Annotated in this window: 7 protein-coding genes and 3 pseudogenes; 2 read left to right on the top strand and 8 right to left on the bottom strand. The window is 58.9% G+C overall.

All coding sequences use genetic code 11. The features are described from left to right. The first annotated feature begins 43 nt into the window (after positions 1-43). Positions 44-1,575, top strand: a pseudogene (gene tnpC, locus NKJ35_RS27475) (IS66 family transposase). A 27-nt stretch (positions 1,576-1,602) separates the two neighbouring features. Here the strand turns inward: tnpC and NKJ35_RS27470 are convergent. From NKJ35_RS27470 to NKJ35_RS27450, 6 genes are all read right to left on the bottom strand, one after another. Further along, positions 1,603-2,334 (bottom strand): cysteine hydrolase family protein, encoded by a 732-nt coding sequence (locus NKJ35_RS27470; protein WP_352650614.1) that lies wholly within the window; start codon positions 2,332-2,334, stop codon positions 1,603-1,605. A gap of 280 nt (positions 2,335-2,614) precedes the next feature. Next, a complete protein-coding gene (locus tag NKJ35_RS27465; protein ID WP_352650612.1) occupies positions 2,615-4,825 on the bottom strand; it encodes a N,N-dimethylformamidase beta subunit family domain-containing protein in 2,211 nt (736 codons plus the stop codon). Continuing rightward, positions 4,818-5,225, bottom strand: a complete 408-nt coding sequence (locus NKJ35_RS30975; protein ID WP_023816965.1) for a N,N-dimethylformamidase alpha subunit family protein — start codon at positions 5,223-5,225, stop codon at positions 4,818-4,820. The genes NKJ35_RS27465 and NKJ35_RS30975 overlap by 8 nt, the downstream gene beginning before the upstream one ends. Positions 5,226-5,428: 203 nt before the next feature. Next, entirely contained in the window at positions 5,429-7,081 is a 1,653-nt protein-coding gene (locus tag NKJ35_RS27460) for an ABC transporter substrate-binding protein (RefSeq protein ID WP_352650610.1), read from the bottom strand. A gap of 759 nt (positions 7,082-7,840) precedes the next feature. Then, a complete protein-coding gene (locus tag NKJ35_RS27455; RefSeq protein WP_352650608.1) occupies positions 7,841-8,569 on the bottom strand; it encodes an SDR family NAD(P)-dependent oxidoreductase in 729 nt (242 codons plus the stop codon). Beyond that, complete coding sequence (locus NKJ35_RS27450) at positions 8,566-9,099, bottom strand: SDR family oxidoreductase (protein WP_352650663.1); 534 nt, start codon at positions 9,097-9,099, stop codon at positions 8,566-8,568. Before NKJ35_RS27450 ends, NKJ35_RS27455 begins: the two co-directional genes overlap by 4 nt. 827 nt (positions 9,100-9,926) lie before the next feature. Between NKJ35_RS27450 and NKJ35_RS27445 the strand changes: the two are divergent. Next, a pseudogene (locus NKJ35_RS27445) lies at positions 9,927-11,100 on the top strand (ATP-grasp domain-containing protein). Between the two features lie 34 nt (positions 11,101-11,134). Here NKJ35_RS27445 and NKJ35_RS27440 read toward each other — a convergent pair. Both NKJ35_RS27440 and gabT read right to left on the bottom strand, forming a co-directional pair. Beyond that, a pseudogene (locus NKJ35_RS27440) lies at positions 11,135-11,376 on the bottom strand (dihydrodipicolinate synthase family protein); the annotation flags it as partial. A gap of 206 nt (positions 11,377-11,582) precedes the next feature. Beyond that, the gene (gabT, locus tag NKJ35_RS27435) at positions 11,583-12,884 is read right to left on the bottom strand and encodes a 4-aminobutyrate--2-oxoglutarate transaminase (RefSeq protein ID WP_352650606.1); all 1,302 of its coding nucleotides are present in this window, start codon (positions 12,882-12,884) and stop codon (positions 11,583-11,585) included. Positions 12,885-13,014 lie beyond the last annotated feature (130 nt).

The following is a 13,014-nucleotide window of genomic DNA, read 5'->3' as shown; positions in this document are numbered from 1 at the left end:
TTCCGCTGTCGCGGGCTGTCGGCGAATATGGTCTGATCCGGTCATGGCGATGACGGCGGACCAGCTTCCCGACGATCCGGATGCGCTCAAGGCGATGGTCCTGGCGCGCGACGTCGAGAACGCCCGGCTGATCCAGATCATCAAGGAATTGCAGCGCCACCGCTTCGGCCGTCGTGCTGAGACGCTCCCCGAGGATCAATTGCTGCTGGGGCTCGAAGAGGCCGAGCAGATCGAGGCCGCCGGTGACGAAGAGCAGGCACAGACCGCTGCTGGCGAACGTCAGGCGCGTGTCGCAAAGCGCCGAGCGAACCGGGGCGTGCTGCCATCCCATCTGCCGCGCGTGGAGATGGTGGTCGACATCGAGGACCATGCCTGCCCTTGCTGCCGCAATGACTTGCACCGGATCGGTGAGGATGTGAGCGAGCGGCTCGATATCGTTCCGGCGCAGCTGCGTGTGATCGTCGTGCGGCGGCCCAAATATGCCTGCCGCGCCTGTGAGGATGTGGTCGTTCAGGCTCCCGCGCCGGCGCGGCTGATCGAGGGTGGTCTTCCGACCGAGGCAACGGTCGCCCAGGTGCTGGTCTCCAAATACGCCGATCACTTGCCGCTGTATCGTCAGGCGCAGATCTATGCCCGGCAAGGCATTAATCTCGATCGCTCCACGCTCGCCGACTGGGTCGGCCGCGCCGCCTGGCACCTGCGTCCGGTGCATGAGCGGCTGCTTGGCAAGCTGAAGACCTCACCAAAACTCTTCGCTGACGAGACCACGGCGCCGGTGCTCGATCCCGGCCGCGGCAAGACCAAGACTGGGCAGCTCTGGGCCTATGCCCGCGATGATCGACCATGGGAGGGGAGCGACCCGCCGGGCGTCGCCTATGTCTATGCGCCGGACCGAAAGGCCGAGCGGCCGATCGCTCATCTCGCAGGATTTGGCGGAATCCTGCAGGTCGACGGCTATGGCGGCTATCGCGTGCTGGCCGAAAAGAGTGGCGTCACGCTCGCCTTCTGCTGGGCACACGTGCGCCGACGCTTCTATGAACTGGCAGCTGCCGGTCCCGCACCGATCGCCAGCGAGGCGCTGAGACGGATCGCCGAGCTCTACAAGATCGAGGACGGCATCCGTGGCCGATCGGCCGAGGAGCGCCGTGCGATGCGACAGGAAAGTAGCCGCGCTATTGTCGCCGATCTCGAACCCTGGTTGCGCGAAAAGCTCGGCCTGATCAGCCAGAAGACAAAGCTCGCCGAGGCGATCCGCTACGCTCTCTCGCGCTGGCAAGGGCTGACCCGCTTCCTCGACGACGGTCGCATTGAGATTGACAGCAACACGGTCGAGCGGTCCATCCGGCCCATCGCGCTCAACCGCAAGACGCGCTCTTTGCCGGCTCCGACGGCGGTGCCGAACACTGGGCGGTCATTGCGTCGCTAGTCGAAACCTGCAAACTCAATGGCGTCGAGCCACTCGGCTATCTCGCCGACGTCCTCACCAGGATCGTCAACGGCTATCCCAACAGCCGAATCAACGATCTCCTGCCATGGGCCTACGTCACCGCACCCAATCTCAAGGCCGTGATCTGAGTTCGGGTGATACGCGGCCTCGCCAACTCATTCGGCTAGTTCAAGACGCCCCTGAACTCGCTGCTCGATCGCCTTCAGGAAATGGTCGGACGTCGATGTCCATCCAAAGAGTATCTGCACGAGCGTGATCGAGGCATCATGATTGCTCCTAGAGGCGTCCCAGGCGATGGGCTCGCTAGTGCAATCCGTCAGCAGTATACAGTGATAGTCCCTGAAGAAGGCATCCCGAATTGTCGACTCCACACACACGCTGGTCGTGCATCCTGTCACGATGAGGTGTTTGATGCCTGCGGTCTTCAGAACAGAATCGAGTTCGGTCTCGTAGAAACCGCTGAACCGCGTTTTGTAGAGGACGACATCCCCTGCCTTTGGCTTGAGGTCGTCAACGATATCTGTTCCCCAGGTGTCGCGGATCAGAATCCGGCTCTCGCTACCATCCGGGGCTGTCATGCTCTCACCGACCCCAAAGATCTGGAGATGTCGGATACGGTTGGGGGCGTCCGATGTCCCAAGGTCCGAGAGGTCGGAATAATACCCCATCTTCAGATAGACGATGGGCACTCTCAAATTGCGAGCGGCAGCTATTACGCTGGCAGTAGGGTCGACAGCCCGTTGAATGCCGGAGATATCGATTCCGGCTCTGTCGAACATTCCACCTATGGAGCCGAAGTCATTCTGCATGTCCACGACGAGAACTGCAGCGTTAGCGGGATCAATTGAAATAGGTTGAGGCTTCGCGTCGATGACAAGTGGCTGCATTTTTATCCTCCCACCAGCATGAGGTGTCGCTCTTTGCGCCCTTGGTTATCATGATCCGCCACCTACATCGCGTCAACAAAGGGGGGAGCTACATCCCTGCTTGGGCGGCCCAGGAACAGCGGTTACGTTCGAAATGGTCAGAACAGGGGATCGGTGCCTGCTTCCTGCGTCAGTTGTAGTGTCGTCAGAGGCGGCTCATCAAACGCGATCTGGCACCCGGAGGGTCACGAGAGGTTGACAATTAGGCTATCAGATATCTGCCTTAAGCGGCTGCCGCGATTCAGTCAGGCATTTGGAAGGGTGTCGGATCGCGAAAGCGGCGTAACACGTTCTCAGATATGCGTGCGACATTGTTGACATAGCCGGCGTGCGGGAGGCAACTGCCCCAAGCTATCGAGCCTACAGAAAAGACCGCGCCGCCTGCGGGTGTCTCAAAGAATGTCATATCCGCACGAATGGGCTCCCTTGGGGCATCATTCCATAGTCTGGTGAAATAATTAAGGCCGCCAAGTATGCGCGCGTAAGAACTGCCGTGCTGCTCGGAGGCGGCTACCACGAGTGCGTGACGTGGTGTACCGAGCTCCTCATTGACCACATCGATCTCGAGTCCGGCGGCTCCGCCGATGATGCCGAAATCGCCAATGACATCTTCTGTTATGCCCTCGAAAATGAATCGAGCTCGGGCATCGTCACTGACGGCGAGACGACGATAATAACTGCCCCGATCGAAAGCTTCTGTCAGATATCCCACGCCTACCAGCGATTGTTCGGGTCTGCCTAAGTCCGGCCACATGCCGCAGAGGCGGCCAGTAAAACTGCTATGGGCTTCGCCAGCACCAAAGCGGCCGTTTCCTGAATGGCGGCGCCTGAATTCAACCAGGCCTTTTCGTTGAGGATGATAATCGATCGCACTGGTAAACCCGTTCCCGCCAAGGTACATGAGCCGTCCACCTCGATTGAGAAAGTCATCGAGGGCCTGCAACATCGGCAGCGACCAATATTCAGGATGACTTCCGGTAATAAGTACCCGACATTTGTCCAGTGCGGCCAAGCCCTCGCGGTCGACGTCTTCGTCTGTCAGTGTCTGGTGATCCGGAGCAACGCGGGCGAGCCAGCCTAGCAAACAAAGGTCAATCTGGAAGTTCCAAAGCCACCCTCCAGGCTGGAGATTCACCACCGGCCGTCGCAGCGAGCCAATGCACCGCTCGCTGCCATCATCGTGCGGATCGTAGAGCGACTTACCTATGCCCGGGTGTTCGAAAGCCAGCAGATCGAGCGGCGTGTACGAGGACGCGATGCAACCGAGGTTATACTCGTTCGTTTGCCGCTGCATGGTCAAGTTCGCGTAGCACGCATATGTTGCAGTCGGGGCCAGAAAAGCAACATCGCTGGTGGCGTCGGCAGACTGTCGTACAAAAAACGGAACAAAAAACTCTGCATCCGCGCCGCGCAGACGCGCGGCGTAGCAGCCGCTGGACCAATCGGTCGGCACGGTAAGCCTCAGGTCTTCCTGCCAGCCGGGGGTTTCAATATCGTCGTGGTGGAAGTGAGCCGCGCCGTACTGCTCAGGCGCGCGGCGCCAATCCATCGTTGGACTTTCCCAAGCCGATCCCTGGACAGCGCGGGTGGGCTGATTGATGCACACGCCGTCGTGACCAGAGCCTGATTCATCTGGAACAACTTCTGATACTGGCTCGCCCAGCAAATTCCAATCGCCCAGACAGGGCCAATTCAAAGGTTCAGTCGGCTTGCGTGATGCCAAATCGCTGAGTTGTTCGAGCGACAGTGCCGCAGCCAGAATCCGGGGGCGCTCGATTTTGCCATTGAAATGGTGGCAAGGAAATCCGTCGCCATCCCGCTCGGCGGCTATTAGAAGGCGGCCATCGCCATTCGCGGGCGGCTCTACGTCATCCACAGTAAGCCAGTTCGCGCCAACATGGTCATGCGTCCCGGAAGCGAGACGATGCGCAACGACCATCAATTGACCGCGCTGGGCATCATAGCTAAGCGCAACGAAGCTCCAGAGCCAGAGAGACAAGGGACTGGCCAGGCGATAGATCCGTGGCTCAACTGGATTCCCCAGGATTGCTGCCAGGCAGCCGTCTGCCTCCAGCCGCAATGCCATCCCCCCGTCCCCTGCGGGGGTCAGCGTGCTGAGCAGGCAGCGCGGTTGGCCGGCAATAAGAGTCGGCATGATATTGGCGCAGACCGTTACCGACCCGAGATCCGCCAAGCGCTGCGACCCATTGACCTCGATGTAGGAGCCGGCACGAATGGGCTGCTCGCGCCCGGGATAACGTGCTGCTTCCGGCGCCGCCATGACGGATGGGCGGAATGGTGGCATCTCCGGCCCGGCGTCGCAGCCGAGCAGCCGAACGAAGTCGCATTGGAAGCTGTCGAGTTTCAGACAGCTCACAGCGAACGCTATGCTTTCGCCAGGTTTAACGCTGTCGCGGTCGGCATAAGCGAGAATCGCTGGGCGATCAGACATCGTCACCCCCCTCCCGCATTGGGAGTGGCCCAATGAGGTGCTGCCAACGCTGTTTAAACACCCAGCACTCAACTTCCTCGCGCGATTGGAAACATGCCGGGGCCATGTCGACCACCCGCATGGGCAAATTCCGCGACCAGCGCGCAGCACGCCACTCGCTATACGGCCGCGTCATGATCGCGATCCATTTGCCAGCAAGCGGCTGTGAGCGCATCACGTCCAGAATAAAACGGAGCTCGGCGCTGTGGCGGCCGAAAGGTGCGACAAGGAACTCGCGGACCAGGTCAGAACGACCGGCAAACTCGGCCAAGGCAGAGCGGGCCGCAGTCGTACCGGCACTCTCAGGCGAGTACTGCGATTGAGAATTCCCGAACTCAGCGCTCGAACAGTCAACCGTCACCGTGGGGCTCCTAGCTTATTATGGCAATCCTTCGCCTTACGCCTTTGTCAGCCCAAGGCTATGCATCGGCGCCATCATCGTCTTAATATGCGACACTCTCGGCACCAGATAACACCTGCAGCACCAAACGGCACATTCACAGGTCGCAAGGTGCAGGGCTTCGTCACGTCCGACGAAGCCCCATAGTCGGGCTAGCTGTTGTCTCAGGCGGCCCCGTCGAGCCAAACCTTACCCAGGTCGATCTCAAATGTCGGGTGCATGGCGTAGCCCCTGACTTGCTTTGTCGAATGATTAAACAGGGAAAGCCAATAGGGCTGAATGATTATGCCGGAGTCCTGCAGGAGTGTTTCAATATCCTGCATGAGCGCCTTGCGTTTCTGCGGATCCGGAACCGCCAACGCCGAGTCGAGCTTCTTATCGAATTCCGGGTTTGACCATGCCGCCTCATTCCATGCTGCGCCGCTGCGATAGGCAAGGGCCAAGACTTGTACGCCCAACGGCCGCATATTCCAATTTGTTGTCGAAAGCGGGTACTTCAACCAATCGTTCCAAAAAGTGCTACTGGGTATCACCGTACGCTTCACCTTGAACCCGGCCTCGCGCAACTGCGCGGCAATCACGTCGCCCGTGTCCTTATGCCAATCCTCATCATTGCTTATAATGTCGTGTTCGAATTCCGTCTGCCCCGCTTCGGCCATAAGGCGCTTGGCAGCCTCAATATCCCGTTTCTTTCCCGGGACCGGGTAAAATTCGGGATGTAATGGCGCAACATGATAGTTCGCGGCAATGGTGCCGTAGCCATTGGCGGCAAGTTGCAGCACAGCACCATTGTCGACCGCCAACTGCAGTGCATTACGCACCCGCTGGTCGTCGTACGGCTTAGTAGCGACGTGGGCGCGACACACTAGCGTCGTGGAAGTTTTCGCCTCAGACTTCACCAACCCAAGGTCATCAAATGTAGTTACATTGTTTGCGAACGTCTGATAGTTCGCATCTACTTCACCTGATTCGAAAGCGCTCAGAAGAGCGGACGGATCGCTGCCATAGTCAATGAATTGCACTTCGTCGAGGTAGGCTTCACCGCCCCACCAGCTTCCATTTGTTCGACGCTTCAGGACGGCCTTTTGACCTACGTCCCATGACACTAGTTCAAACGGCCCGGTGCCAACGGGGTGTGCGACGAGGTCCGACCCGTTCTTTTCGTAGTCACGGTGAACAATGAGCGCGGGATAGTCGGCAAACCCCGGGATGATCGTAATATCGGGTTTGGGAAGGTTAAGCTTAACCGTGTGATCGTCAACTTTTGTAATGGCACCGTCTAGCGCTTTGCCTGTCTTTTCATCAACGAGCGTGGCCATACGCGCAGCCATTGAGTTCCCAGGCACGTCCCTTTCACACCAGCGCAGCAGGTTAGACACTACGTCATCTGCGGTGAAATCGTCGCCATTGTTCCACTTGACGCCCTTCCGCAGTTGCAGGATATACTCCGTCGCGTCGTCATTCGTTTCCCAACTCTCAAGAAGCCTGGGTTCGAAAGTGTATTCCGTAGTATATTTGACCAACGGTTCTAGGAATTGGCGACAAATATTCGCTAAATCCGGAAGGTCATTTAGGCGCGGGTCCTTCTGACCATTGACCTGCATAGAAATCCGCAGAGTTCCGCCTTTCTTAGGCAGTTCTGCGGCATGCGCAGGCGGCATTGCATCCAGCATCGAGTACGCCATGGCTGTCGACGCACTGAAGACCGAAGCGAGCGCCAGGAACTCGCGCCGGTCCATTCCGCCCTTTTTTGCCTCCTCGGCAAGGCTGTCAAAGACCTTAGGCATGGGTTTGCCATGCTCAGCAAAATGCCCCATTTGAACCTCCCAAATTGGCTAAGGACAGCGGGTTTGTACCAGCGCAGATAGCGCCAGGATCTTCGGCACGCTAAGATAGAAAGGCTGTGCCTTTTGCCGCTGTTGCGCCATTCACGCACCGCAAGTTACAGAAAACAGCGCACGGGGCCATTCGAATTAAAATCAACAGGCGGGCGATTTTTTTGCAAGTTCGTCCTCTGATTGGTTCGACGTTACCGCGTGGATGACCGGTCCGGTTTCCTCGTTTTGGTTAAACCCGACTTACTCTTATACGGTCGATACCGTGCCGCGCCTGCTTTTCGGGCTATCGCGCCTTGCGCGACGATTTGAACCTCGTCGAGACCGGTTGTCTTGCCGCCGCGCGATGCAGCTACATGAACCGTGTCGGCTGGCCACTTCATCTCGGGAGTCGCCCGTGGGCCGAGCAAAGCTACTGCAGGATCGCCCTCACGGCCTGGACCATCAGGAACAGAAGTGTGATTGCGACCGCAAGGACAATGCGTTTCAGGAGATAGAGCCACATGATTCCTGCCCGATCACATCGCTGAGTGGTGAAAGCAAGGACGATAAGAAACCTGCTGCTGTCCCGATCTTTGCGGAAACGATTCATGACCATACCCGCATCAAACGGTCGCCCCAGAAGTTGGACCAAATGTGTCTACCCATATCTGACACGGCTCTGACAGGCTGCTTTCCGATGTCCTCCCACGACATGAATATCGCCGGGAACTTCTGCCGCTCAGTTCTGACAACTTACTTTCATGGAAGACTTAGCTTGGCAGTGCGGCCACCATCCACGACAAAGATCTGGCCGGTGACGAATGCAGCCTCGTCGGAGGCAATCCATGCGACCATAGCCGCGACTTCCTCAACACGGCCGGTACGACCCAACGGATGAATGGCACCCAGCCTCGCTCGCGCCTGCTCCGGCAAAGCGGCGACGAAATTGGCGTTGAGATCCGTATCTATCCAGCCGGGAGCCACGCCATTGCAACGCACCCCATCTGGCCCGCCGTCGACCGCCACGGCACGCGTCAAGCCATGCAGCCCTGCCTTCGAGGCACAATAGGCCGCGTGCCCTGCGTTGGACGCCAATCCCTCTATCGAGCCGATATTGACGATGGCGCCGCGGCTTCGGCGAAGATGAGGGATGGCGCGACGGATCAGCAGAAAAGGAGCATCAAGGTTGAGCGCCATTGTGCATCGCCACTCGTCTAGCCCCGTCTGATCTACTTTGGCTTCAACCATGCGCCCGGCGTTGTTGACGAGGATATCGAGCCGGCCAGCCCGCTGAACGACATCGTCAATGATCCCCGCCGGAACGTCGGGGTCGCAAAGGTCCGCGACTATCGTTTCTATATGGCCAGCCTCCTCAAGCTGAACCGCAAATACCTTGGCTCCCTCGGCGGCAAGCCTGTCGGCGATTGCCGCCCCAATGCCGCTGCTGGCCCCGGTGACCAGGGCGACCTTCCCGGCGAAGCGGGTCATCCTACAGCCTTTCTGCCGTTCACCTCGACAAGCGCGCCGCACATATAGCGCGCGGCATCGGACGCCAAGGACACGACAGCATCAGCGATGTCTTCCGGCAGGGCGACTCGACCAAGCGGCACCGAGTCGTCCCGGTCAGCCATCGCCGCATTCGAGTCCAGTCCGCGTATGGCGAAGCCGGTGCGCAGCATTGGCGTGTCGAATTCCTTGCGGCACACCGCTCCGTCCCGGACACCTTCTCCCGCGTGGTCGCGGCCCACCCACGTCGTTGGCGACGCGGGCGCTGTCTTGGGCGGCGAAGTCGGCGTCGCCCGCTTCAACCGCAAGATGGATAGTCGTGTTTGTACGTCCAAAGGCTCCGGCACGAGCGTGCGGTACGCGACACGAAGGACAAATTTGTCAATCAGAACCGACGGCTCTGTGGGCCTGATCTGATGGCCATGCGCAATATCGTCCGAGGCCGCCGCCTCGGCTGCGCCCGGCGCGCCATTCGATGTCCGATGTTTCAATCTAAAATGTAGTGGGAGCATCTGCACAGAAGCCTCTTTCTCGGTTAGGTGCCCGCGCCTTCGCCTACGCCAGTACCAACTGGCTCAGGTTCAAAGGCGTCGCGCAAAGATTTCCAATCCGTCCGATGCAGGCGAAATCGCCAGAGCGGCCGCGACCTGCCTTATGAGACCGAAGCGGATATCGATGTGCCGGGCGCGGTTTCGTCCAGCACTTCGAGGGACCCCGATTGTTCCGCCTGGTGCATGACACAGGTCGGTGAAATACAAGACATAGCGTGACGTCCAAAGCGTGAGCCTGGCTTGGTGGCCATGGCACGCCCACAATAATTGATCACGTTCTAGAAGACCCTGAAGAACACGCAGCGTGCCAATCGAGAGCGCATTTCACAGTGAATTCTCCCAAAACTGCGCGTCGCGCGCTTGAGCTTCGCCATTTGCCGCGGAACACATCCTCTCGTCCATTAGGCTCCCTCGGGCTTGCAAAGTAGGCCGCGCGCTCTGCCCCCGCCGCCGGCAATCCCTGCTGCCTCGCTACAAGGCGCCTCAAAAGTCATGCCAACTGAGCAGATGGAGCGTCAGAAAAGATGTTCTACTGATTATTCAAAGCCTTAATTGAGAGCGCATCATCAGGGAAGCCGACCGCCTTCGTGTCACGGACTCGACACAACCGACAGTTTGTCACGGCGTTTCCCTAGAAGTGGGCAGTATTGCTTGGACTCGTCACTCTTAGCACCACCGCAATAAAATCGAGCAGGACCACCGGTGCACCCTGCGTCGCTGCGGCAGAGCTGGACTTTGATTCGCTTGCCAGCGCCAGGATGCGAAAACGACACGCGATCTCTCGGGCAATGGCAGCGAGAGCACTCATTCTGGTTGAAGGCGACCCAACGGGTACTGGTCTCCTCTACATCCAAGCGGCAAAGCGACTTGGTCTTCATCCAATTACCCTGTCGGCTGATCCAGCTGGGTACGAGTATCTTGCGGCGGCAAAGTACGAGGCAATCCGTGTCGATACAAACAGTATCGACGCACTGACCGTGAATGTGCCCGTCTAGGGGCCATTCATGATATTGCTGGAATTACGTCCTCCCTGGAGGCGTTCTATGCGACAGCCTCTACCGGGAGTGAACCCCACATCGGTTGAACGATGCTGCGACAAATTCGTTCAACGTCAGCTCCTCGTGGAAGCCGGCGTTCCAATACCTGCTTATCGCTTGGCAGTGAATGGAGATCGGCTGGCCGGTGGTTCTCAAGCCGGCCGTGGGCGCAGGCAGCACAGGTGTCCGATTGTGCCGTAACCGCGATGAAGTGGTCGAACATACGAACTATCTGTTCGGCGGGAAACACATATGGAGGTCGCCGCCAAGGGTATTGGTCGAAGAATTCGCACAAGGCCCGCATTACAGTATTGATATTATGGGAAGTGAGGTCATTGGGATTGCCGCCCTTGAGTTCGGCCCCCCGCCGCATTTCGTCTATCGTGAGTGCACCTGTCCGGCCGTACTAACGAATGACGAGCGTGATCACATTGCCGATGTTTCGCTGAGCTGTTTGCGAGCTCTCGGCCTTGGCTGGGGGCCGACGAATATTGAATTCCGTTTGACGAAGCGTGGCCCCGTCATCATCGAAGTTAATCCGCGCCTAGCTGGCGGTCCTCAACCGGTTCAGTTGGCTTACGGTGTCGATCTTGTCACTGAGCATATCAAGCTTGTCATCGGCAACGAATGGGATTTGCGCAGAAGGCGTTCATACACTGCGGCCTGGCGTTCCCTACTTCCTGATCGCGATGGCATTCTCAATTGGATAGACGGCGCCAACCGGGCAGCTGCCCTGTCAGGTGTCGCGGAGGTCCAGTTGCATGTTAAACCTGAGACGCCGATCTTCAGGAAAGGCGATGGCGGAGACTCTATGGGTTATGTGATGGCCGTTGCACCAAACCTTGCTCAGACTAAAGCCATCCTTCAACGTGCCACCGACTTGATTAATTGGTCGATCACACCATTTCCGACTATTGGCGAATAGGAACGATATGCGATGCGGCGATACAATGAAATGTAACGGGGCCAGCGGGCAACCCAGCCGGCTCGCACCCCAACTTAAAGCTCTGCACAAGCTGCCGCCCTGCTCGAGAACTCTCATCAGCGGCTGAAGGCCGACGTGATCTGCCTGCCTATAGTGAAATCCTTCTCGATCACGCACACTTCGTAATAGCGCGATGTGCTCTGCCGGCAAGCAGTAACCTGTGCCGCAAACCCACCCTTTGGCGCTCGAGGCGAAGAATTCGAGGGCCTGATCGTCCCTTACGCCTTACCTAAACTCCAACGAAGCCACAACGATGAAACGGTAGTCATCCGCGAAGCGCCAGCATGGCTCATGGGCTTGGTGCCGTCGAATCTACCGAGGAGATGGCGCGGTCCATCGTCTCCGCCGTCGCCCGGGAGCGGTGAAGGCACCCCTAATCAGATTTGCGGCTTCCTTTCCGAATTATCGGCGTCATATAAAATCTACGGCGGGCAAGCGGCCACGCGCGTAAGTGACTCGTCAAAAATCGCCAAGGCTTCGTCGACGATCCCGTTCGACACTGTAAGTGGCGCAAGGACGCGGATGACGTTATGCGCGCGTCCGGCTGAGGCGAGCAGAAGACCGTGCATCGCGGCGTCTTCCACGAGCCTCGCCGTCAGCGCTGTCGCCGGGCGCTGGCACATTGCACCGTCGACGAGTTCAATCCCGATCATCGCGCCCAAACCTCGCACCTCGCCGATGATTGGGGAACTAGTCCCCAACTTGAGGGATCGGAAGCCGTTGGTGAGTCGCTCGCCGATTTCAACGCTGCGCGCAGCTAGGTTCTCCTCCTCCAGCACGTCCAGGGCCGCAAGCGCTGCCGCGCATCCAAGGGGATTCCCCGCGTAGGTGCCTCCAAGTCCGCCAGACGGCACGGCGTCCATGATCGCCGCCCTGCCGATGACAGCGGCGATAGGGAGGCCGCCGCCGAAACTCTTCCCCAGCGCTACAAGGTCCGGTTCCACGCCCGAATGCTCGATGGCGAAAACCAAGCCGGTGCGAGCGAAGCCGGACTGCACCTCATCCGCGATCAGAACGATGCCGTGCGCGTCGCACAGAGCGCGCAGACCGAGTATGAACTCCGGTGGCGCCGGGAGGAACCCGCCTTCACCCTGGATCGGCTCGATCACCATAGCTGCAACTTGGTCGGCTTCGATCTGCGTCTCGAACAGGTCTCGAAGCGCTTGAAGGGCCTCGTCTGCGCTAGGGCCTCGATAGGCCGACGGAAAGGGCGCGTGGTAGACATCGGTTGGAAAGGGGCCGAAGCCGCGTTTGTAAGGGTCGAGCTGTGAGGTCATCGCAAGAGTTAGTAACGTGCGTCCGTGAAAGCCCCCTCTGAAGACGACGACCCCCCTTCGACCCGAGTGGAAACGAGCGATCTTTATCGCGTTCTCCACCGCTTCTGCGCCAGTGGTAACAAGCAAGGTTTTCGCCGGCGGGGGGAACGGAGCTATCGCGTTGAGTCGTTCCGCGAGCCGCACGTACCCGTCATAAGGAATGCTGCCGAAGAAGGTATGGGTGAAGCGCTGCAGTTGCGTGTTGACCGCATCAACCACCTTCGGATGCAAATGTCCGACCGCAAGCGCGCCCATGCCGCCGATGAAATCGATATAGCGGCGGCCCTCTGTATCCCAAATCTCCGCGCCTTGGGCGCGTTCCGCGCAGACCGGAAACTCACATGCAACGCCGCGGGGCAGCGCGCTCTCACGTCTCACCTGGAATTCCGCGCTCGATCGTGCCATCATGCTGCAACACACTCCCCTGTACAAACAAGCTTTGCATCGGCTGGCGGTATCGTGGTCATGGCCGCTCCTCCGTTTGTGCGTTGACTTTATGGGTCACCTGGAAAACCCAGTAGTGCGCGCCCTCCTCCGC

It is taken from the genome of Mesorhizobium sp. M0136, assembly GCF_040322515.1.
In the GTDB taxonomy this organism is placed as follows: domain Bacteria; phylum Pseudomonadota; class Alphaproteobacteria; order Rhizobiales; family Rhizobiaceae; genus Mesorhizobium.
Note: the sequence above shows the minus strand (reverse complement) of the source record. Positions and strands in the feature narration are given on the sequence as shown.

Excerpts from the sequence above, each read along its gene's own strand:
- NKJ35_RS27470 (WP_352650614.1), bottom strand. The coding sequence starts at position 2,334 with ATGCAGCCACTTGTCATCGACGCGAAGCCTCAACCTATTTCAATTGAT.
- NKJ35_RS27465 (WP_352650612.1), bottom strand. The coding sequence starts at position 4,825 with ATGTCTGATCGCCCAGCGATTCTCGCTTATGCCGACCGCGACAGCGTT.
- NKJ35_RS27460 (WP_352650610.1), bottom strand. The coding sequence starts at position 7,081 with ATGGGGCATTTTGCTGAGCATGGCAAACCCATGCCTAAGGTCTTTGAC.
- NKJ35_RS27455 (WP_352650608.1), bottom strand. The coding sequence starts at position 8,569 with ATGACCCGCTTCGCCGGGAAGGTCGCCCTGGTCACCGGGGCCAGCAGC.
- NKJ35_RS27450 (WP_352650663.1), bottom strand. The coding sequence starts at position 9,099 with ATGCTCCCACTACATTTTAGATTGAAACATCGGACATCGAATGGCGCG.
- gabT (WP_352650606.1), bottom strand. The coding sequence starts at position 12,884 with ATGATGGCACGATCGAGCGCGGAATTCCAGGTGAGACGTGAGAGCGCG.